General features: G+C 71.7%; 18 protein-coding genes. 13 read left to right on the top strand and 5 right to left on the bottom strand.

Annotation, left to right across the window (positions count from 1 at the left end; all coding sequences use genetic code 11):
* Nucleotides 1-172 precede the first annotated feature (172 nt).
* The 10 genes from AB0B14_RS07695 to AB0B14_RS07740 all read left to right on the top strand — a co-directional run bounded on the left by AB0B14_RS07695 (nucleotide 173) and on the right by AB0B14_RS07740 (nucleotide 10,807).
* Nucleotides 173-1,465, top strand: coding sequence for a cytochrome P450 (locus AB0B14_RS07695; RefSeq protein ID WP_357521877.1), 1,293 nt, complete (start codon nucleotides 173-175; stop codon nucleotides 1,463-1,465).
* Nucleotides 1,466-1,718: 253 nt separating this feature from the next.
* The gene (locus AB0B14_RS07700; protein WP_357076061.1) at nucleotides 1,719-2,201 is read left to right on the top strand and encodes a helix-turn-helix transcriptional regulator; all 483 of its coding nucleotides are present in this window, start codon (nucleotides 1,719-1,721) and stop codon (nucleotides 2,199-2,201) included.
* Nucleotides 2,202-2,454: 253 nt separating this feature from the next.
* Entirely contained in the window at nucleotides 2,455-4,845 is a 2,391-nt protein-coding gene (locus AB0B14_RS07705; RefSeq protein ID WP_357521879.1) for a nitrate- and nitrite sensing domain-containing protein, read from the top strand.
* A gap of 16 nt (nucleotides 4,846-4,861) precedes the next feature.
* Nucleotides 4,862-5,266 (top strand): roadblock/LC7 domain-containing protein, encoded by a 405-nt coding sequence (locus AB0B14_RS07710; RefSeq protein ID WP_088989969.1) that lies wholly within the window; start codon nucleotides 4,862-4,864, stop codon nucleotides 5,264-5,266.
* Nucleotides 5,267-5,314: 48 nt separating this feature from the next.
* Nucleotides 5,315-6,508 (top strand): ABC transporter substrate-binding protein, encoded by a 1,194-nt coding sequence (locus tag AB0B14_RS07715; protein WP_357076055.1) that lies wholly within the window; start codon nucleotides 5,315-5,317, stop codon nucleotides 6,506-6,508.
* Entirely contained in the window at nucleotides 6,505-7,401 is an 897-nt protein-coding gene (locus tag AB0B14_RS07720; protein ID WP_357076053.1) for a branched-chain amino acid ABC transporter permease, read from the top strand. Before AB0B14_RS07715 ends, AB0B14_RS07720 begins: the two co-directional genes overlap by 4 nt.
* Nucleotides 7,398-8,417 carry a branched-chain amino acid ABC transporter permease gene (locus AB0B14_RS07725; RefSeq protein WP_357076050.1) on the top strand — a complete coding sequence of 340 codons (1,020 nt, stop codon included), beginning with the start codon at nucleotides 7,398-7,400 and terminating at the stop codon, nucleotides 8,415-8,417. The genes AB0B14_RS07720 and AB0B14_RS07725 overlap by 4 nt, the downstream gene beginning before the upstream one ends.
* Nucleotides 8,414-9,157 carry an ABC transporter ATP-binding protein gene (locus tag AB0B14_RS07730; protein ID WP_357521881.1) on the top strand — a complete coding sequence of 248 codons (744 nt, stop codon included), beginning with the start codon at nucleotides 8,414-8,416 and terminating at the stop codon, nucleotides 9,155-9,157. Before AB0B14_RS07725 ends, AB0B14_RS07730 begins: the two co-directional genes overlap by 4 nt.
* Complete coding sequence (locus AB0B14_RS07735) at nucleotides 9,157-9,927, top strand: ABC transporter ATP-binding protein (protein ID WP_357076044.1); 771 nt, start codon at nucleotides 9,157-9,159, stop codon at nucleotides 9,925-9,927. The genes AB0B14_RS07730 and AB0B14_RS07735 overlap by 1 nt, the downstream gene beginning before the upstream one ends.
* Nucleotides 9,928-9,997: 70 nt before the next feature.
* The gene (locus tag AB0B14_RS07740; RefSeq protein WP_357521883.1) at nucleotides 9,998-10,807 is read left to right on the top strand and encodes a methyltransferase domain-containing protein; all 810 of its coding nucleotides are present in this window, start codon (nucleotides 9,998-10,000) and stop codon (nucleotides 10,805-10,807) included.
* A 103-nt stretch (nucleotides 10,808-10,910) separates the two neighbouring features.
* On the opposite strand, the gene AB0B14_RS07745 is transcribed toward AB0B14_RS07740, so the two are convergent.
* The 4 genes from AB0B14_RS07745 to AB0B14_RS07760 all read right to left on the bottom strand — a co-directional run bounded on the left by AB0B14_RS07745 (nucleotide 10,911) and on the right by AB0B14_RS07760 (nucleotide 14,779).
* Nucleotides 10,911-12,170 carry a serpin family protein gene (locus AB0B14_RS07745; protein WP_357521919.1) on the bottom strand — a complete coding sequence of 420 codons (1,260 nt, stop codon included), beginning with the start codon at nucleotides 12,168-12,170 and terminating at the stop codon, nucleotides 10,911-10,913.
* Between the two features lie 215 nt (nucleotides 12,171-12,385).
* Nucleotides 12,386-13,327: a hypothetical protein gene (locus AB0B14_RS07750; protein ID WP_357076038.1), complete on the bottom strand. Its 942-nt coding sequence runs from the start codon at nucleotides 13,325-13,327 to the stop codon at nucleotides 12,386-12,388.
* A 257-nt stretch (nucleotides 13,328-13,584) separates the two neighbouring features.
* Nucleotides 13,585-14,196, bottom strand: a complete 612-nt coding sequence (locus tag AB0B14_RS07755) for a dihydrofolate reductase family protein (RefSeq protein WP_357076035.1) — start codon at nucleotides 14,194-14,196, stop codon at nucleotides 13,585-13,587.
* Nucleotides 14,197-14,236: 40 nt separating this feature from the next.
* Nucleotides 14,237-14,779 carry a DinB family protein gene (locus AB0B14_RS07760; protein ID WP_357076033.1) on the bottom strand — a complete coding sequence of 181 codons (543 nt, stop codon included), beginning with the start codon at nucleotides 14,777-14,779 and terminating at the stop codon, nucleotides 14,237-14,239.
* A gap of 113 nt (nucleotides 14,780-14,892) precedes the next feature.
* Between AB0B14_RS07760 and AB0B14_RS07765 the strand changes: the two genes are divergently transcribed.
* From AB0B14_RS07765 to AB0B14_RS07775, 3 genes are all read left to right on the top strand, one after another.
* A complete protein-coding gene (locus AB0B14_RS07765; RefSeq protein ID WP_357076030.1) occupies nucleotides 14,893-15,360 on the top strand; it encodes a MarR family winged helix-turn-helix transcriptional regulator in 468 nt (155 codons plus the stop codon).
* A gap of 198 nt (nucleotides 15,361-15,558) precedes the next feature.
* Complete coding sequence (locus tag AB0B14_RS07770; protein WP_357521885.1) at nucleotides 15,559-16,539, top strand: ATP-binding cassette domain-containing protein; 981 nt, start codon at nucleotides 15,559-15,561, stop codon at nucleotides 16,537-16,539.
* Nucleotides 16,536-17,363 carry an ABC transporter permease gene (locus AB0B14_RS07775; protein WP_357521887.1) on the top strand — a complete coding sequence of 276 codons (828 nt, stop codon included), beginning with the start codon at nucleotides 16,536-16,538 and terminating at the stop codon, nucleotides 17,361-17,363. Before AB0B14_RS07770 ends, AB0B14_RS07775 begins: the two co-directional genes overlap by 4 nt.
* Before the next feature lies 1 nt (nucleotide 17,364).
* Here the strand turns inward: AB0B14_RS07775 and AB0B14_RS07780 are convergent, their stop codons facing one another.
* Nucleotides 17,365-20,544 (bottom strand): BTAD domain-containing putative transcriptional regulator, encoded by a 3,180-nt coding sequence (locus AB0B14_RS07780; protein WP_357521889.1) that lies wholly within the window; start codon nucleotides 20,542-20,544, stop codon nucleotides 17,365-17,367.
* Nucleotides 20,545-20,606 lie beyond the last annotated feature (62 nt).

Here is a 20,606-nt window from a genome sequence, read left to right on the forward strand (position 1 = left end):
ACACGCAATTATGCACACCCATAAATAGATGTCGACCAATCTTGACTTGCGCGGCCACTCAGCGCACCGTAAAGAGCCTGAGGCAGATGCGCGCCATTATCGGCCCAACTGACGTGGATCGCTGAATGGGGGCGCTGCCGGTTTCCGTGCCGCGTTCACCAGGAGGCGTTCCATGCGGCTGAATCCGTTCACCGGGGCCTATCTCACCGATCCGGCAAGCATCTGGCAGCGTATTCTGGACGACCCCGACGGGGTGCACTACGCAGAGGATCTGGGCCTGTGGCTGATCAGCCGACACGCCGATGTCCGCCGCGCCCTCGCCGACGCCACGACGTTCGCCAACGCCCTCACCCTCGCCCCGGTCTACGAGGTTTGCCCGGCGGCGATGAACGTGCTCATGCGGCTCGACGCACCACCCACCACGGCCGCCGCGGACCCACCGGCGCACCCCCGCACCCGCCGGGCCCTCCGGGCGACCTTCGCGAACACCGCCGAGCGCGTCGAGGCCGAGTACGGGGCGATCGTCCGGCGGCGGGTCGACCAGCTGGTGGCCCGGCTCGCCGCCCGCCAGGGCGACCGGGTCGACCTGGTCCCGGAGCTCACCACCGAGCTTCCCCTGCTGGTGGTCCTGGACATCCTCGGGGTGCCCGACGCCGACATCGCGCGGATCCGGAGCTGGGCGGACGGCCAGATCGCCCTGCTCTGGGGCCACCCGGACGAGGCCGAGCAGGTGCGTCTGGCGCAGGGCCTGCTGGACTTCTGGCACTACTGCGAGGAGCTGGTCCGCCAGCGCGTGGACGGTGGGCACCGGGGCGACGACTTCATCGGCCGCACCCTGGCCTACCGGGACGACGACGACACGGTGCTGACGGTGTCCGAGGTGGCGAGCCTGGCCTTCAATCTGCTCGTCGCGGGCCACGAAACCACCGCCGGCCTACTCGCGCACGCGCTCGACCAGGCCCTGTCCAGTCCGCGGCACTGGTCGGCGATCGCCGCGGACCCGGGAGCCGTCCCCGCGTTCGTCGCCGAGACGCTCCGGTTCGCGCCCGCCATCGACGGCTGGCTCCGGGTGACCAGCCGAGACGTCACGCTGGGAACGGTGACGATTCCCGCCGGGGCCCGCTGCCTGCTGTTGATCGGCGCGGCGAACCGCGACCCCGCGGTCTTCACCGACCCGCAGAAGTTCCATCCGCACCGGGCGGATGTGGGGAATCACCTGTCATTCGGCCACGGCCCACATTTCTGCATCGGTGCGGCACTGGCGCGACTCGAGGCCGAGATCGCCCTCACCAGGCTCGCCGAATCCATTCCCGGCCTGAAGCTGGCTTCCGAACAACGGCGTTCGTACAAACCCAACGTCGCGTTTCGTTCGCACCACACACTGCTCGCCACCATCGATGTCACCGCGTCCGCCGACGTGCCGGCGACGCAGGCGGGGGCGCCCGCCGAGGCGCGTGTCGCCTGACCGTGGGCGGGCCCGGCCCGCCACCTGCGCACGGACCGGGTACGCGACCGCTCGCGTACCCGGCCCACCGGCGCGACTCGGCGCCGGCCACGGTCCGCGGGCATCTTTCGCAGTGTGCTCGACATCCGGGTCGGCGAACGTCTTCACACCCATCGCATCCTGGGTTAAGAATTGCCCCCTATGAATGTTCAGCTCATTGCCATATCCCGATCTGGCGTCCGCTGCTGATTCCCGTAGCCACGAAGGTGAGCGCATGGAGCACACGTCCCCGTCGAGCTCTGCTCACTCTGCGGCCAGTCAGCGGTTCCGCTGGGAGTTGCGCAACTGCCGCGTCAAACGGGGCCTGACCCAACGAGCCCTGGCGGATCTGGTGCGGTTCAGCCGGGAAACTGTCGCAGCGGTCGAGTCGGGTCGCCGGTTCGGCAGTCACGAGTTCGCGCAGCGCTGCGACGACGTGCTCGACACCGGCGGCCGGCTCGCGGCACTGTGGCCGCAGGTGGCGGCCGAGCAGTTGGCGGCCGACGGCCGCCGTGGCCCTCGCGCCTCGGAGCCGGATCTGCTGGACCGGCCGGTGCCGCGCCAGCGTGCCCGGCGCGACGCGAGCGACCCGGCAGCCGTGGTGGACGCGATCGATGAGCTGCGGGAACTGATCGGTCAGGTGCTCAACGGACCGGCCGACCCGGACGACACCCAGCGCCGGCACCCGCCGGCCGACCCCCGCGACGACAAGCGCTGACCCCACCCACCCCGACCCGTCTCGCGGTGTCATCGGCCGCTGACGTTGGGTACAGATGCTGGTACGGGCAGTTTGTACCACGGCCAGGTCTGGCCTACGAGCGCGGCTTCCGGCCGAATGGGACTTGCATTCGGCAACGTGCGGATAGACCGTCATCGACGAGTCGTGGGAGTCAATCTTGGCGTCGAGCACCAGGTCCCACGCGGCCAGACCCTACCCGACCCGCCGACGCGGCTGGAAGATAGCCGGGCGGATGCGCCTCATCGTCGCGGCACCACTCGTCGCCGTGATCGGCTTCGCCGGTCTCGCGCTGACCGAGAGCGCACGGCAGACCGCACGTGCCAGCGACCTGCGGATCCTCGCGCAGGTCGGTGCCGAGGCCGGTGATCTGGCCTACCGGCTGCAACGCGAACGGATCGCCGCCGCCGACCTGCTCACCTATCCCGCGCCGGAGCAGCAGGACACCTTCGGCGCGGAGCTGGCCGCCACCGACGACGCCGTCACGCGCTATCGCGCACAGCGGGACCGGCTGTCCGCCGATGCCGACCCCAACCGGGCCCTCCTGCGCCGCATCGACGCGGCCCTGGCCAGCCTCGCCCCGCTGCGCACCCAGGTGCGCACGGCGGCGCACGCCTCGGTGTCGGCGATGACCTTCAGCTACCGGATCGCCATCGCCGACCTGATCAGCCTGCGGGAGAACGTCTCGCACGGCGTGGTCGACGCCCAACTCGCCGACGGCATCCGGGCCTCGGCGGCGCTGTCGAAGACGGCGGAGGCGATCGGTCAGCAGCAGGTCGCCGTGCTGCGCGCGGTCGCGGGCGGCGAGCTGACCCCCGCCACGCAGCAGGACATCACCGCGGCCCGGACCAGCTACACCGAGTCGAGCCTGTCGTTCCTGGCCCTGGCACCGCCCGAGTGGAGCCTCTGGTGGGAGCAGGCCGGCACCGGCAAGGAGGCGCTCGCGCTGCAACGGATGCAGGACGAGGTGTCGCGGGCCCAGCCGGGGTCGCGACTGCAACTGGAGACCGCCGACTGGGTGTCCACCACACAGGCGCGTGCGGCCCGCCTGGCCGACCTGCGCGCGCGGGTCGACGCCGCGGTCCGCGACGACGTCCGGGCCGCGCACGCCGACCAGCGTCGCCGGGCCGTGGCCGAGGCGGCCGGCGTCCTGCTGGCACTGGTGCTCACCGCGCTGGTGACCTGGGCCGTCGCCCGGCAGATCACCCGGCGGCTGCGTCGCCTCCGGGACGCCGCCAACGCCGTGGCATTCGAACAACTGCCCGCCGTGGTGGCCCAGCTCCAGCAGCCGGGCAGCGCCGCCGTCGACCCGGACAGGCTGGCCCGCCAGCAGTCCACCGCCGCCCTCGAACCGTCGAGCGACGACGAGATCGGGGAGCTGGGCCAGGCGTTCAGCGCGGTGCACCAGGCCGCCGTGCGGACCGCCGCCGAGCAGGCCGTCATGCGCGCCAACACCGCCGACATCTTCATCCACCTGAGCCGCCGCGAACAGCGACTCGTCGACGCGGTGCTGGCCCAGGTCGACCTGGTCGAGCGGGACGAGACCGACCCCGACCGCCTGCACCAGCTGTACACGCTGGACAACCTGGCCACCCGGATGGGACGGATCAACGCCAGCCTGCTGGTGCTCGGCGGCGTCGGCGTGGGTCGCGTACGCCAGCGCGACGTCCCCCTGCAACAGGTGCTCCAGGCGGCGCTGTCCCAGATCGAGCACTACGCGCGGATCCGGCTCGGCATGATCGACGGAGACGTGGCGGTGGCGGCGAAGACCGTCGACGAGGTCGTGCACCTGCTCGCCGAACTCATGGACAACGCGACGACGTACGCACCGCCCGGCAGCGAGACCTGGGTGAGCGGTCGAAGCCTGGGTGACCGCGTCATCGTCCAGATCAGCGACGAGGGCATGGGGTTGTCCCCGCAGCGGATGCAGCAGCTCAACGAGATCCTGGCCCACCCGCCGGCCATCGACGTGGCGGCCGTCCGGGCGATGGGGCTGGTCGTCGTGGGGCAGCTCGCGCAGCGGCTGGGCGCCACCGTCCAACTGCGACGGGGTCCCCGACGCGGCACCCTCGCCGAGGCGACGCTGCCGGCGGCGATCATGCGGTCGCTGCCACCGGAGGAGTACCTGCTCGCACCCGGCCGGCTGTCCCGGCGGGCGGCGCGGACGGCCAGCCCACCTCCGCCGTACCAGCGGCGCCCCGAACCCACCGCGGGACGCCCGCCGGCCGAACGGACCCTGCCGGCGGCGCCGGTGTTCCGACCGACTCCCCCACCCCCGGACCGGGGTGACGCGCCCACCGAGGAGCTGCTCATCTTCGAACAGGTCAACCACTGGTTCCAGGCGGATGTCGCCGACGGCGCCGACGACCGGGAGTGGTCCAGCCCCGCCGACGACGCCTGGCGCACCGCAGCCCAGGCACACGCCCCCGAAGTTGCCACGACCACCACCTCCGGCCTGCCCAAACGGGAGCCGCAACGGCATCTCGTGCCCGGCGGCGTGACCGTGCCGCAGCAGCGACAGCGGTCCGAGTACCGCGACCCGGCCCAGGTGGCGTCGGCGATGGCCGCGTACGCGCGGGGTGTGGCGAACCGCAGGCGCACCCCGATCAACCTCGGCAACACCTGACGCGACAGGAGACCATGTGAGCGACCAACAGGACCTCGGCTGGCTGTTGGACAACTTCGCCGCGCGCGCGAGCGAGGTCAGCCATGCGATCGCCATCTCCAGTGACGGCCTGATGGTGGCCGCCACCCGCGACCTGCCCCCGGACCGGGCCGACCAGTTGGCCGCCACGGGCAGTGGGCTGGTCAGCCTGCTGCGCGGCGCGGCGGCCTTCTTCGACGCCGGGGCGGTGATCTCCAACGTCACGCAGCTCGAGGGCGGGTTCATGTTCTCGATGGCCTTCAACGACGGCGCCTCGCTGCTGGTGCTCGCCGCACCGGAGTGCGACGTCGGCAAGGTCTCCTACGAGATGACCGAGTTGGCCAACCGGATCGGGGACGCCCTGACCCCCGCGGCCCGGGCGGCACTCGCCCGCAGCCGCTGACCGCCCCCGGCGCCCCCACGCCGCAGACCCACTTCCCCTGGAGAAGACATGCCTCACACCACCTTTCGGCGCAGCCATGCCCTGGCCGCCGCCCTGCTCGCGGTCGTCCTGACCGCCAGCACGGCCTGCGGCGACGACGCGCCGGGCACGAGCGCCGGCGGCTCGATAAAGATCGGCCTGCTCGCGTCGCTGTCCGGGACGTACCAGGCGGTCGGTACGGAGATCCGCGACGGCTTCCAGCTCTACCTGGACACCCACGACGGCAAACTCGGCGGCCGCCAGGTCGACCTCGTCATCGCCGACGAGGGCAACGGCGCCCAGACCGCGGTGCCGGCGGCGACCAAGCTGCTCAAGCAGGACCGGGTGGCGGCGCTCACCGGCATCGTCGGTGGCGGCTCGGTCGCCGGGGTCACCCCGCTGCTCGACGAGACCAAGGTGCCGCTGGTCGGCTCGAACGGGCGGCCGGAGCTGAAGGACGTCTCCCGGGTCTGGCACACCTCGTACCTCTCCGACGAGCCCGGTGCCGCGATCGCCCAGCACGTCCGCGACAACGTGCAGGGCTCGGTGTACGCGATCGGCCCGGACTACCAGGGCGGCTGGGACGAGCTGCGCGGGTTCACCGACGCGTTCGGCAAGATCGGCGGGAAACTCGCCAACGCCGACGGCAAGACCACCTTCACCCCGTTCCCCGCCACCACCAACTTCACCCCGTACTTCGCCCGCATCAAGGCCTCCGGCGCGGCGGCCGTCTACACGTTCTACGCCGGCAGCGCCGCCGTGGACTTCGTCAAGCAGTACGCGCAGTCCGAGATCAAGGACGTCCCGTTGTACGCGGCCGGGTTCCTCACCGAGGGCGGCGTGCTCAACGCGCAGGGCGACGCCGCGCGGGACATCTTCTCGGTGCTCAACTACTCCCCCGACCTGGACAACGCGGAGAACCGCGCCTTCGTGGCCGCGTGGAAGGCCAAGCACGACGGCTCACCGACCACCTACGCGCTCGCCTCGTACGACGCGGCGGCGGTGCTGGACCGGGCGATCGGCGCCGCCGGGAGCAACCCGACTTCGGAGGCCATCAACACGGCCATCGGCCAACTCGGTCAGATCGCCAGCCCGCGCGGCACCTGGCAGTTCTCCACCGCCACGCACTCCCCGGTGCAGAAGTGGTACCTGCGGCAGGTCCGCCAGGACGGCCGCGCGCTGTCCAACACCGTCGTGGGTGACCTCGCGACCGTCGGCCGGTGATCGCGGTGGCGGCCGGCGCGAACCGGATCGACCCGTACCTGATCCCGGCGCTGGACGGGGTCGCCTACGGGCTGCTCGTGTTCGTCGCCGCGTCGGGTCTGGTCTTCTGTTTCGGCGTCGCCAACATCCTCAACCTGGCGCACGGCCTGCTCTACGCGATCGGCGGGTACGCTGCCGCGGCGCTGCTCGACGGTGGCTGGGCCAGCCTGGCGTTGGCGCTGGTGGTCGGCGTGCTGGCCGCCACCGCGGCGGGGGTGCTGTTGGCCGGGCTACTCACGCCGGTCGCCACCGGTAACCACCTGAGTCAGGCGCTGTTGACGTTCGGTGTGGCGCTGGCCGGCGGCAGCCTGCTCGTCGCCGGCTTCGGGCCCGACGATCCGCAGGTACGGGTGCCCGCCGTCCTGGAGGGATCGGTGCTGGTCGCCGGTCACCGCTACGCCGCGTACCGATTGGTGTTCATCGTCGTCGCCGCGGTGATCGCCGCCGCCCTCTACCTGACGGTGCGGCGCACCCGGGCCGGGATGCTGGTCCGCGCGGCCGTCGACGACCCGGAGATGGTCGCCTGTCTGGGCGTGAGTCCGGCGCGGATCCGCGCCGGTGTGCTCGCCGCCGCCGGCGCGCTGGCCGGCGCGGCCGGGGTCCTGGGCGCGCCGATCATCGGCCCCGGCACGGACACCGCCGACACCGTCCTGTTGCTGTCCCTGGTGGTCGTCGTCCTCGGCGGTCTCGGGTCGATGGGAGGCACCCTGCTGGCGGCGCTCGCGATCGGCGAGATCCAGACGTTGGGAGTGGCGCTGCTGCCGTCCGCCGCGCCGTTCCTGCTGTTCGCCGCCATGGCGGCGGTGCTCGCGGTGCGGGCCCGTGGCCTGGCCGGCAGGTGGAGGGTGGCATGAGCGGCGAGGTGCTCCGGCGGGCGCGGATCGGCATCGCGGTGCTCGTCCTGGTCGGCCTGGTCGTGGCGCCCTGGGTGGTCGACGACTACAGCACGGCGATCCTCGCCCGGACGTTGGCGCTGGCCCTGGTCGGGGTGAGCGTGGCGCTGCTCACCGGCGTCGCCGGCATGCCCACCCTCGGCCAGACCGCGCCGTACGCGGCGGGCGCCTACGCCTGCGCCGTGGTGGGCAGCCGGATCTCCGACGTCGGGGTCGTGCAGGTCGCCGTCGCGGCGGCCGCCGGGGCGGTGCTGGCCGCGCTCACCGTGCCGCTCGTCGTGCACGCCCGGGGGGTGATCGTCCTGATGATCACCCTGGCCATCGGTGAACTCGCCGTCACCGTCCTCGGCCGGTGGCGGTCGGTGACCGGTGGCACGGACGGGCTGGCCGGCATCGCGGCGGTCCGCCCGTTCTGGGGGCTCCCGCCGCTCGCCAGCGACCAGGCGCGTTACCTGTACGCCCTGGTCGTCGTGGCCACGCTTGTCGGGGCGGTGCTGGTGCTGCTGCGTACCCGGGCCGGGCTGCTGCTGCGCGCCGCCCGGGACGACGAGACGCGGCTGCGGGCCAGCGGTCACCGGGTGCCGCTCTACGTCTCCGGCGCGCACCTGGCCGCCGGGGCGATAGCCGGTGCCGCCGGCTCGCTCCTGGTCGTCGCCCAGCAGTACATCTCCCCCGCCGACTTCGGCTTCGACACGTCCGCACTGCTGCTGCTCGGTGTCGTCATCGGTGGCACCGCCTCGGTCGGCGGCGCCCTGGTGGGCGCGGCGCTTGTCATCGCCGTACGGGACTGGTTGTTCGGGGTGCTGCCCGGCCACGCGCCGCTGGTGCTGGGGGTGCTGTTCGTGGCGACGGTCTACCTGCTGCCCAGCGGCGGCATCCGGGCCCGGGGCCGGTCGCGCCCACCGCGCGCCGCGTCGCGCCAGGCGGAGTCACCACCCACCCGTGACCAGGCCACGATCCCGGAGCTACACCGATGACCTGCCTGCTGAGCGCCGAGGATGTCAGCGTGCGGTACGGATCGCTCGCCGCGCTAGCCGGCGTGGACCTCTGCGTTCACGACGGCCAGCGGCACGCACTGATCGGCCCGAACGGGGCCGGCAAGACGACTTTGCTCAACGTGATCGGCGGGTCCACGAGACCGCAGCGCGGCACCGTGCGCCTCGCCGGACGCGACGTCGGCCGGCTCGGGCCGGCGGCGCGGGCCCGACGGGGCATCAACCGCATACACCAACGACCCGCGGTCTTCGCGACGCTCACCGCGGCGGAGAACGTCGTGGTAGCCGCGCTGCCGCGGGTCATCCCCGAGCGCAGGTGGTGGCCGAGCGGACGCGGGCGCGACGCGCGACACCGGGCCGGCCCACTGCTGGACCAGATGGGCCTCGCCGACGTCGCGGATGTGCCCGCCGGGCACCTCGCACACGGGCAACGACGCCAGTTGGAGATCGCCATGGCCCTTGCCGGTCGCCCCCGCCTGCTGCTCCTGGACGAACCAGCGGCCGGGCTGTCCGCCATCGAGGTCGGCCGCCTGGTCGAGGTGCTCCAGGCGCTGCCCCGGGCGGTCGCCCTGTTACTTGTCGAACATCGACTGGACCTGGTGTACGCCCTCTCCGACACGGTGACCGTGCTGCGCGACGGTCGGACGCTGGCCGCCGGGACGCCGGACGAGATCCGTACCTCGCCGCTGGTGCGGCAGGCCTACGCCGACGGGGTGGCCTGATGTTGTCGGTGGATCGGCTGTGCGCCGGCTACGGCGGAGGGATCGTGCTGCACGAGGTCAGCCTGCGGGTGCGCCCGGGCAGCATCCAGGCCGTGGTGGGTCGCAACGGGGCGGGCAAGAGCACGCTCGTGCACACCATCGCCGGGCTGGTACGAGCCTCCAGCGGTCGCATCGAGATCGGCGGTGTGCACGTGGCCGGTCGGCAACCACATCGCATCGCCCAGTCCGGTGTCGGTCTCGTGCCGCAGGGCCGACGGGTCTTCTCCCGGCTGACCGTGGCCGAGCACCTGCACCTGGCAGCCGCGCCGTGGCGGGCCGCCGCCCCCGGCGGCGAGGGCTGGACGGTGGCCCGCACCCTCGAACTGCTGCCCAGGTTGGCGGCGCGGCTGCGCCACCGCGGCGGCGAACTCTCCGGCGGTGAGCAACAGATGCTGGCGATAGCCCGCGCGCTCCTCGGCCAACCCCGGGTGCTGCTGCTCGACGAACCGTGTGAGGGCCTGTCACCCGACCTGGCGGCGCGGGTCCGCGAACTCGTCAACGGTCTGGCCGCCGACGGCCTGACCGTGCTGCTCGTGGAGCAGCAACTCCAGCACGCGATCGAGATCGCCGACCGGGTGGCGGTACTGGAGTACGGCCGGGTGGTCTACGACCGGCCGACGGCCGAGGCCCGGGTCGATCCGGCACCACTCGCGGCGGTGTTGAGCGTCGCCGCCGCCCCGGCACCCCCACCCAACCGAGCGGCACCCCGGCTCTGGGCCGACACCCCCTAGCCACCCGACCCCGCTCGAGTCACCCGACCCATCTCGAGTCACCCGACCCTTCTCGGAGAGGTAGACACCGATGACAACCGCCACGAGCGATGGCGCGTACACGTTCGACAACGGCGCACCGGACGCCGTTCCGCAGATGCAGGCGCTGGAGTCCTTCCTGGACCCGATCACGACGCGTCGCCTGGCCAGCCCGGTGCTGCGACCGGGCGCGGCCTGCTGGGAGGTCGGGGCGGGTGGCGGCTCGATGGCCCGGCGGATCGCCCGCGCGACCGGCGACAAGGGCCACGTGCTGGCCACCGACATCGACCCCACGCACCTCACGGCCGACGGCAACCTGCGCGTACGCCGGCACGACGTGCGCACCGAAGCGCCACCCGGGGACGCGTACGACCTGATCCACGCCCGGCTGGTGCTGCTGCACCTCCCCGATCGGCGGCGGGTCCTGCGCACCCTCGCCGGCGCGCTCGCGCCCGGCGGGTGGCTAGTGGTCGAGGAGTTCGACTGCACCGCGCCGCAGCGGGTGCTGACCGCGCCGACCGACGACGCCGCGAAGCTCTTCGCGCAGGTCATGGACGCCATGATGGGTGTCCTGGAGGACCACGGGGCCGACCTGGGCTGGGCGCAGGACGTGCACACCGAGATGGCCCTCGCCGGGCTGACCGACGTGGACACCATCACCCACTCGCAGAGCTGGGCCGGCGGGTCGACCGGGGCGTCGCTCTACGAGACCAACTCCCGCCAGTTGGAGCCGGACCTGCTGGCGGCGGGGCTGTCGCCCCAGCAACTGGACGCCTTCCGCCGGCTGCTGCGCGACCCCGGGTTCGCCGTCATGTCGTACCACTTCGTCTCCACGCGGGGCCGTGATCCGCACCGTCGGTAGCCGAGGGCGTCAACCTTGAGCCGCGATCGAGACCGCCGCACGCACCTATGGCGTGTACGCAAGGCCGAGATGTGCGTTGGGGCCGCCTCGGCGTCATGCCATTTCAGGTTCGTGGGTCAGTGACGGCGCCGAGGAAGAGGATGGCTCCGGTCTGCTGGTCGGAGATGGTGAAGGCGAACGGCCGATCGACGCGAAACACGGTCCGGTTCAGTCGCGCCGAGGTGACCATGGCCCCGCCGGTGACGGCGGCCGCCTCTGTGCCGCGCTCGTCCACCCTGATGTAGGTCTTGTGCACGATCTTCTCCAGCGACGTAGCCAGGGGGGACATCGGTCGGAGATCGGCACTGCCTGGTGTGAACGCTTTGGACATGCCAAGCCGCTGGAGCGGACCGTTCAGTTCGCCCTTCCACCGTAGTTCGAAGCGCGGCAGGGTGAGCTCGTCGATGGTCTGTTCGGTGAGGCTGTCGACGGCGGCGCGCCACTGGCTGGCGTCGAGCGAGCCGAGCAGGTTGGCCAGTGTGTTCCGCTCGTCGGGCAGCAGCACCTCCATGCCGTACCGACCGTGCTTGCCGTAGGGCAGGCGCAGCATGCGGTACCCGTCGCGTTGGGTATAGCCGAACGCCTCGTCGTCGAGGTGCATCGTTGCCACGTCGACCTTCCCGCCGTCGGGAAGCGTGAACGGTTGCGGCCTGGTGTCGGCGCGGTCGAACTTCGTCTTCCACTCACCAAGGAAGTAGACGGCGTTGAGTAGAACGAGGACCGCGTCCGGGTCAGGCAGCCCCAGATCGGCGGCGATGCCACGGATGAGCCCGTTGGTGTTCTTCTTGGCCCAGGCGTCGATCGCGTCGGCCGCATCCGGCGAGCTGAGGTCGGCCTGCTCCACAGTGGCGCCGAAGGTGCGACGCACGAACGTCAGGAAGTCCTCCTCAAACGGCTTGCCTCGATCGGCCCAGAGAGCGTCGGCGACCGAGAGCGTGACCTGGTCGGTATCGGCAAGCGTCCGAAGCAGCGCGCCGACTCTGACGTCGCGCGGGTCATCGAGGTGCAGCGTCTTGGCCATTTCCGTGGCCGTGTCGCCGTCCGTGCCGGCCAGGGCCATCGCCAGCAGCACTGCCACCGACAGCGGCGAGGTGATGGTGTTCTGCTTACCGTCCGCCGCCTCGCCGAACAGATCGAACCCGAAGGCGTTGACCGCCTGACCCACTGCCCGGGCATCGTCGGGATCGAGGTTAGCCACGAGCTTTGCGTCGATGCGCGCTGCGTCGCCCGGCAGCGTCGATCGGCTACAACCCGCCAGCAGGACCGCGCCAGCAAGGAGGACCGCGCTGACCCGGGCGGGCAGGCTCGTGGCTAGTTGGGACATGGACACGTACACACTCCGCTCATCATTTCGTGACTGGTTCGACGCAGGTTGGGTTCCGGCCGGTTCCAGTCCCGGACGCGCGAGCGCCTCCGGGTAGTTGTTCGGGTCATTTGCGGACCCAGAACCTGGACATGCCTGCCATCGAACGCAGTTCGACCATCAGGCCCGGCTCCCTCCCCAGGAGCCCGGCCGGTCCGCGCGTAGGCCAGTGGGGCTCAGCGGGGAATGGTTTCCTGGCCGGCCACGACAATCAGATTCTCGGGGCAGACCGACAGCGGCGCGGTCGCTCCGTCCAGCCATACGAGATAGCCCACCGGCGGACCAGTTGATCCCCACCTGGCACCGATAATCGTGCCTGAGCGCACGTCGTTCGGCTGGGTGAGCAGGCGCACCCGGGTGCCTGACGCATGTCCGTCGTCGGCGACGATGAGCAGCGCGTCGAGGATCTGCCGGGCACCGGTGACGGGCAGCCCCGGCACGTACGGCTCGTCCGCGTATCCCAGACGCGGCGTCATCATCGTGCTCAGCAGCGCGGTCTGCCGGATCGCCTCCTGGCGGATCTGTCCGTCCACGCTGCGTTCGGCCACGGTCAGCGCCTCCTGGATGCCCGACCAAAGCGCCAGCGGCTCCTGGTCGAGCAGCCGGCGGGCCTCGCGGTCGACGTCCGCGCAGGCCGTGTCGAGCGCGGTGTCCTCGCCCAACTCCGCGATCCAGGCGAGATCCCCCACCGCGGGCAGCAGCCCCGGGGACTCGGCCGCGACCACCACGTACACCATCGCGAGCAGTTCCACTCGGCCCTCGCCGTGGTAGAGCGCGCCCACTCCACTGCCCGTACGCCCACGGCTGGGCGGGAACCGCTCGACGAGGTGCTGCGCGCGACCGTGTGGCAGGATCGCGGCCCGCCGGGTGTCCGACACCCGTGCCTCGAACGACCGCCGCTCACGGCGTTCGACGAGCAGCTGGCGATGCGGGTCGACCCCGATCGGATAGATCGTCCGCCCGTACCTGGCGAGGGTCTCGCCGGGCCGTAGACCCACCGACTCGAGGTGGCGGGCGGCCACCGAGTAGGCGACACCGGTCTGGGCGGCGTGCTCCCGGATGGCGCGCTTGCGGGCACGCCCCGGGCTGGGGGTCCGCCGTGGTTGGTGATCAGACATGACGCCTCCGGTGCAGCCCCACGCACTCCACCGAACGGGCGGCGTGGCCGGCACGCCGGGAGTCGACACAGCGGCGCGGAGTCGGAGACTCTTGGCCCCAAGCATGCGGTCGGGCGTGGGCCACCACATCGGGCGCGGGCAGGCGCTCTGCCACCGCCAGCATATCGCGACTTCGACAATCGGCGCGGCCGTGCGAGCGCCGGCCGGTCTGCGCGGCGGACGTCGAGTCCGCACTGCGACCGGCCGACGCCAAGCGGTCACCTCGAGACGTGGAAGCGCAGGTGCGTGACGTGTGGTGATTCGATCACCGCGGTGCGTTCCAGTTCGATGTGGTCGGTGCCGAGGGTGTCGAACAGGCGCGTGCCGGCACCGAGGAGCACCGGTACGAGTTGGAGGTGGATCTCGTCCACCAGCCCGGCCTTGACGAATTCTCGTCCGGTGGTGGGTCCACCCATGATGAGGACGTTCCGGTCGCCCGCTGCCTGTCGCGCCTGGCGCAGCGCGCTGTGGAGTCCGTCGTTGACGAAGGTGAAGACGTCGCTCTCCATCCGCAACGGGTCGCGTGACTCGCGAGTGACCACGAAGCACGGCACCGGGAACGGGGTGTCCTGCCACAGGTCCACACCGACATCGAACGTCCGATTGCCGATCACCACGGCGCCGGTCGTGGCATGACGCTCTCGTACCTGCGCGGCGTCGACCCCGGCCGGGGTGACGCCGTCTGCCGCCACACCGCGATCCCCGTCAGCCTGGAACAGCCATTCGTGCAGCCGCTCGCCGCCTCTGCCCATCGGTTGTTCGCGGGTGACGTCAGGGCCGGCGGCGAAGCCGTCCAACGACACGCTCATGCTCAACACCGTGCGGCCCATCGGGCCCTCCTTTGCCCGTAGAGAATCGCCGAACGGAGCGTCACGCTCCGTCCTGCCAGCGGTAGAGGTCGCGCAGCAGGGAAATCTCGGCGCCGTGATGGATCAGCTCCCTGTTGACGTGCAGGACGATGCCCTCCATGGGAAACCGCTCCGGACCCACCGTGGGCGGGTTCTCCAGGTCGACGTCCGAGAGTTCGCGGACCCCCGCGTCCCATCTCCCGTACATCTCGTCGAGCTGTTTCAGCGCCTCGTCAGCGGTCCCCGCGTAGGCGAGAGAGTCGGCCTCCTGGCCGCCGAAGTGCCATTCGACCCGATAGGCCAGGCAGGAGACGATGATGTGCGCCAGCCGCCAGGCAATCGTGGTCACCGGCGCGGGCACCGGGTCAGGGGACGCGGAGTCCATCGTCCATTCCCCCGGACCTGCCGACGTCGGCGCGGGCGACGTGCCACGTGGACGGATGCTCCAGCAGCCACGCACCGGCTCCCAGAAGTACTCCTCATCGGTAAGGTCGTCCAGCCGCGGCCGCAGGTTCTTCTGCCAGTGCCGGTCCAGTTGGTCCGCGATTCGCTCACTTCTTGTCACTTCCGCAACCTACGCCGTAGCGCTCGTGCACGGGAACAGCCGGTCTCGACATTGACCTCACCACGATTTGAGGTTCTAGGGTCGCGCTCAGTCGAACACCCCAGGAGGCACCCGTGGCAACCCAACGCCTGTCCGACGTCGAACTCGCGACCCAGCCCGCCGCGTACTGGACCGGCGTGGCCTATGAGGCACTCATCGCCTTCACGCGGGCCTGGTACGCCGATTTCGGCTTCACCCAGCCCCAGTTCTGGTTGCTCCGCAACCTGTCGGGCAACGACATCTCGCCCGACGGTCACGGCATGACCATTCCGGAGCTTGACATGGCGATGAGCACCTACCTGAGGTCCGAGGACGATCTGGAGGCCGAGGCCGGCGTTCTGCTGGACCGGGGTTGGCTCACGCGCGACGACCAGCAGCGACTCTGGATCACCGAGGCGGGCGAGGCGGCTCGCCTCACCATCAAGCAGCACGCTCCGGCGATCCGCGCCCGCATCCACCACGGGATCGACGACGCCGACTACGTGACAGCCCTGAAGGTGCTCCGGCAGATGATCCGGAACACGGACGGTCCGGCGGCCTGACCCTGGTCCGTGCGTACGCGGCTTGATCGACTCGGTTTTCTTGAAGTCGCGGTGTCGCGGGCGGGTGGATACCGCGTCTGTCGCAAAGTCGAGTCGATCACCGCGCGGGGCCGGAACCGCCGGGGCCGGAACTGCCGGTGTCAGCCGGTGTCGGTGGCGTGTCGGGGCGGTGTCAGCCGACCCGTGCAGGCTGTCCGCATGACAGCTGACCTGGTGATCGAGGCCGAGGGCCTCGTGAAGACGTTCGGGAAGACGAGGGCGCTGCAGGGTGTGGACCTCGCGGTTCCCCGCGGGACGGTGCTCGGGGTGCTCGGCCCCAACGGCGCCGGCAAGACCACCGCCGTACGCATCCTCTCCACCCTGCTCGCCCCGGATGGCGGAACCGCCCGGATCGGCGGTTTCGACGTGGTACGGGACGCCGAGCGCGTTCGGCAGAGCATCGGCCTCACCGGCCAGTACGCCTCGGTCGACGAGGACCTGACGGGGCGGCAGAACCTGGAACTGTTCGGCACCCTGCTGGAGCTGGGACGCACCGGTGCCCGGCGGCGGGCCGCCGAACTGCTCGACTGGTTCGACCTGACCGACGCCGCGAACCGGCCGGCCAAGACCTACTCCGGCGGCATGCGCAGGCGGCTGGACCTGGCCGCCAGCCTCGTCGGCTCCCCCGACGTGATCTTCCTGGACGAGCCGACCACCGGACTCGACCCGGCCAAGCGCGAGGACATGTGGAACGTGGTCCGCTCGCTTGTCGGCAACGGCTCGACGGTGCTGCTCACCACCCAGTACCTGGAGGAGGCCGACGCACTCGCCGACGCGATCACGGTCATCGACCACGGCCGGGTCATCGCGCACGACACGCCGGACGGGCTCAAGCGGGTGGTCGGCGGGCAGACCCTCGAGGTCCGGCCCTCCGACGCGGCGCAACTGCCCCGTACCGCGGAGATCCTGACCCAGGTCGGTTCCGGGGCGCAGGCCGACGAGATCCGCAAGGGTGTGCTCGCGGTGCCGGTCACCGACGACGCGGCCCTGACCGAGAGCGTCGCGCGGTTCGCCGCCGCCGGCATCGCGGTCACCGAACTCTCCCTGCACCTGCCGAGCCTCGACGAGGTGTTCTTCACCCTCACCGGGCGTACGGCATCCGACGACGACACCACCCGCCCCACGGAGGTCGCGGCATGAGCACTCTGATCGACACGGCACCCACGAAGAGCCGCGCACTGTCGACAACGGCCCCGAACCCGCGGCCGTTCCGGCTGGTCCGGCACTCGTTGGCGCTCGCCAAGCGCAGCCTGATCAAGACCTGGCGTACGCCCGAGGCACTCATCGACGTCACGTTGCAACCGGTGCTGTTCCTCATCATCTTCGTGTACGTCTTCGGCGGCGCGGTCGCCGGATCGACCCACGACTACCTGCAGTTCCTGCTGCCCGGCATCCTGGCGCAGACGATCGCCACCGGCGCCATCGCGATCGGCGTCAACCTCAACACCGACATCGCCAAGGGCATCTTCGACAGGTTCCGCTCGTTGCCGATCCCCCGCTCCGCACCACTCGTCGGCGCGGTCCTCGGCGACGTCGTCCGGTACGTCATCGTCACGGTGTCGACCCTCGCGATCGGCTACGTGCTGGGTTTCCGGATCGAGACCGACCTGTTCCGGGCGATCGCCGGGTGCCTGCTCGCGGTGCTGTTCGCGCTCTGCCTGAGCTGGCTGCCGGTGCTGGTGTCGATGAAGGTGCGCACCGCGGGTGCCGTGCAGGGCGTGATGTTCGCGCTGATCATGCCGTTGAGCTTCGCGTCGAACGTGTTCGTCGGCGCCGACACCCTGCCCGGCTGGATGCAGGCGTTCGTGGACGTCAACCCGATGACCCACCTGGTGGCATCGGTACGCGGACTGTTCCTCGGCACCCCACTCGGCAACCACGTCTGGTGGACGCTCGCCTGGTGCGCCGGCTTCGTGGCGGTGTTCATGCCGCTGGCGCTACGCGCGTACCGCAAGAAGATCTGACCTAGGCGAGCAGGTCGTCCATCAACTCGCGGATCCGGCTGACGGCCGCGGCGGCCGGCCGCTCGCGCCACGCGGCCAGCAACGGCTCACGCTGTTCCTCGTCCCCGAGGATGGCGCTGAGCCGTTCGCTGCTGCCGGTGGGAAAGAACATCTCGATGTGGGTGCCGATCCGCTTCGCGAGCACGGCCAGTTCGCGGGCAGCGTCGATGTTATCCCGCTGCGCCGCGAGTTCCGCGCCACCCGACGCCCACGCCCCGATCACCGGCAGGTCCCTCGATGTCAGCGCGTCGTCGCGGGCGAGCGACAGCATCGCCGCCGAGTGGGCGGCGGCCTCGGTTCCGGACACCCACCCGGCCTGGGCCACCCGTAGGTAGAGAACCGCCGTGGCCGCCCGCAGCATCACGCGGGGCTGTGGCAGCGGTCCGACCCAGCCGGCGAGGAGACCTGTCACATCGTCGGCACGGGCGAGCGCCTCGTCGTACCGCTCGCGTTGCCAGGCGAGGTGCGCCAGGCCGAGCAGCGCCTGCGCGGTGTCCATCTGCTCGGACTGACCCGGTGTGGCCGTCTCGGCCAGCCGCCGTTCCGCCTCCGCGTCACCGGTGAGGGCGAGTTGCACGTCCAGCCGGACCCGGATCGAGCGCGCGTCCTGTGCGGCGCCGACCAACTCCATGTGCTGCACGCTGCGCCGCAGCCACTCGGCCGCCCGGGCGTCCCCGCCCGGGACCAGGAACTGCCCGACGGCACCCGCCGCCATCGCCATGCCCCAGTGGTCGCCGACGGCCTCGAAGCGGTGGTACGCCTGCTCGGCGTCACCTATCGACTCCTGCGGCAGGCCGCCGTTCTCCCGTACCGCGGCGCGCGCGAACAGCCCGAGCCCCTGCACGTACGGGTCCGGGTGCGCGATCATCTCGGCCGCGCTCTTCAAGCTCTGCTCCAGGTCGGACGCGTCGAAGCCGGGCAACGCCGAGGCGAGGGCGGTCAGCCGGGACGACACCTCGGCGGGCCGTTCGGCCAGGACCGTGCGCAGCGCCCGCCGGGCGAGCACGGCGGACCGCAGATCGGCGCTGATGCCGGCGTTGACGCTGATCACCACGCAGGTCCAGGCGAGTCGGTCGGCGTTGGGCAGTGGTCGGCCGCTGGCCGCCCCCCGCAGGATCGCCGATCGCGCTCGTCGCCGCGGGTCGTCGACGTGCAGCAGCCCGCGCGCCCAGGCGAGGACCTCAAGGTGCAGGCCCCGCACCGACCAGAGGTGGAACAGCGCGGTGGTGACGTCGATCGCGGCGGGCTCGTCGTCCTGTCCCAGTGCCCACCGCAGGCCCGCGACCAGGTTGTCCTGCTCGGCGGCACAGCGGTGCAGCGCGTCGACCTGGTCGGGGCCGACGAAGCGGCCGGCGAGTGCGACGGCCTCCTTCCGCGCCCACCCGACCAGGCCGGTCATGGCCAGCTCCCGGGCACCCGCCGCGTCGAGCCGGGCTTCGCCGTACTCGCGGACCGTTTCGAGCATCCGGTAACGCGGCGGGCCGTCCCCCTCGACAAGTGTCAACAGCGACTGTTCGACGAGTCTCGCCAGGCCGCGACGCACATCGGGGGTCTGCGCGACTGCGGCGGCGAGGTCGGCGGTGAACGGTGCGGGGATGACCGCGACCCGTTGCAGCAACTCGCGGTCGTCCACGGCGAGCAGTTCCCTGCTCCAGTCGACCAACGCCCACAGGCTCGCGTGCCGCTCCGGCAGGCCGCGTAGGGCGTCGTCGAGCAGCGCGAACCGGTCGGTCAACCCGGCGAGCACGTCGTCGATCGGCATGTGCCGCAGCCGCGCGGCGGCCAACTCGAGTGCCAGCGGCAGGTTGTCGAGGCGGTGACACAGGGCCAGCACCCGCTCGGCGTCCCAGGTCGGCACCGCACCGCCGGCCCTCGCCCGGGATTCGACAAGCGCGAGCGCGTCAGTGTCCGGCAAGGCGGTCAGCCGGTGCACCAGTTCGCCGGCCAGACCCAACGGGGCCCGGCTGGTGGCGAGCACCGCGACCTCCGGTGACGTCACCGCGACCAGGTCCGCGACGACGGCCGCCACCGCGTCGAGGACGTGCTCGCAGTTGTCCAGCACCAGCAGCCCGTCGAGGTCGGGCGCCACGGCGCGCAGCCGCTCCTCGGGGCTGAGCACCCGCCGCTCCAGGCCCAGGTTGGCGCCGGTCGCCGTGGTGTCCGCACCGCCCAGCGCGGCGAGCACCGTGGGCAGCACCTCCTCGGGCGAGCGCAGGCCGGCGAGCTCGATCACGCGCACCGACCGCCCGGCCGCCGCGGCGCGTCTCGCCACCTCGGCGGCGAGCCGGGTCTTGCCCGCGCCACCGGTCGCCACGATCGTCACCACGGGTGTCTCGGCGAGCGCGTCGGCGACGGCGTCCACGTCCCGCTCCCGGCCGACGAGGGCGGTCATCGGCCGACGCCAGGCGGCGGGCAACGCGATCCGCAGCGGTTGCCGGGGCGCCGCGGCGACGGGCGGGGCGGTGAGTTCACCACGCAGCAGCGCCACATGGACCTGTGTGACCACGGGCGACGGGTCGGTGCCGTACCGGTCGGCCAGTTCGGCCCGGAGTCGCTCGACCACCTCCAGCGCCTCTGCCTCGCGGCCCTGGGCGGCGAGCACCCGGACGAGCAGGGCGGCCGACGGCTCGTCCGGGGGCGTACGCGCGACGAGCCGCCTCAGGTCGACCTCGTCGAAGGCACCCACGCCGGCGAGTGCCGCCTGCGCGCGCAGCGCCGTGACATCCGCGAACAGTCGGGTGTCCTCGCTGGTGACCAGCTCCGGGACCGCGGGGAACAGGGCACGTGCCTGATCGGCCAAGCCGCGGGCGGCACGGACGTCGCCACAGTGGAACACGATCCGCGCCTGGTCGACGAGCGCCCGCGCCTCGACCGCGTCGACGGTGACCTCCTCGGCGGGCAGCCGGTAGCCACCCGGCACCGCGACCACGGGCAGCCCGAGACGACGCACCCGGGACACCAGGGCCTGGACGGCGCCGGTCGCGTCGTCGGGCGGCGCGCCATCCCACACGGCGTCCACGAGCAGGCTCGTGGAGACTGCCCGCCCTCGCGCGTCGGCCAGGGCGCGGATCACCGTCGCGAGCCGTTCACCCCGAACGGGACGGCCGTCGACGGCGAGTGGGCGGAGGATCGCGATCTGCACGGACCCAGCATCCCCCACGCGCGCACGGACCCGACGCCCACCGGTCCGCCAGGCCGGCCACG

The organism is Micromonospora sp. NPDC049171 (assembly GCF_040648275.1).
Lineage (GTDB): Bacteria > Actinomycetota > Actinomycetes > Mycobacteriales > Micromonosporaceae > Micromonospora.

Bases quoted from the DNA above. Each gene is read 5' to 3' on its own strand.
- AB0B14_RS07695 (WP_357521877.1), top strand. From the start codon at position 173: ATGCGGCTGAATCCGTTCACCGGGGCCTATCTCACCGATCCGGCAAGC.
- AB0B14_RS07700 (WP_357076061.1), top strand. From the start codon at position 1,719: ATGGAGCACACGTCCCCGTCGAGCTCTGCTCACTCTGCGGCCAGTCAG.
- AB0B14_RS07705 (WP_357521879.1), top strand. From the start codon at position 2,455: ATGCGCCTCATCGTCGCGGCACCACTCGTCGCCGTGATCGGCTTCGCC.
- AB0B14_RS07715 (WP_357076055.1), top strand. From the start codon at position 5,315: ATGCCTCACACCACCTTTCGGCGCAGCCATGCCCTGGCCGCCGCCCTG.
- AB0B14_RS07725 (WP_357076050.1), top strand. From the start codon at position 7,398: ATGAGCGGCGAGGTGCTCCGGCGGGCGCGGATCGGCATCGCGGTGCTC.
- AB0B14_RS07730 (WP_357521881.1), top strand. From the start codon at position 8,414: ATGACCTGCCTGCTGAGCGCCGAGGATGTCAGCGTGCGGTACGGATCG.
- AB0B14_RS07735 (WP_357076044.1), top strand. From the start codon at position 9,157: ATGTTGTCGGTGGATCGGCTGTGCGCCGGCTACGGCGGAGGGATCGTG.
- AB0B14_RS07740 (WP_357521883.1), top strand. From the start codon at position 9,998: ATGACAACCGCCACGAGCGATGGCGCGTACACGTTCGACAACGGCGCA.
- AB0B14_RS07745 (WP_357521919.1), bottom strand. From the start codon at position 12,170: ATGTCCCAACTAGCCACGAGCCTGCCCGCCCGGGTCAGCGCGGTCCTC.
- AB0B14_RS07750 (WP_357076038.1), bottom strand. From the start codon at position 13,327: ATGTCTGATCACCAACCACGGCGGACCCCCAGCCCGGGGCGTGCCCGC.
- AB0B14_RS07755 (WP_357076035.1), bottom strand. From the start codon at position 14,196: ATGGGCCGCACGGTGTTGAGCATGAGCGTGTCGTTGGACGGCTTCGCC.
- AB0B14_RS07770 (WP_357521885.1), top strand. From the start codon at position 15,559: ATGACAGCTGACCTGGTGATCGAGGCCGAGGGCCTCGTGAAGACGTTC.
- AB0B14_RS07775 (WP_357521887.1), top strand. From the start codon at position 16,536: ATGAGCACTCTGATCGACACGGCACCCACGAAGAGCCGCGCACTGTCG.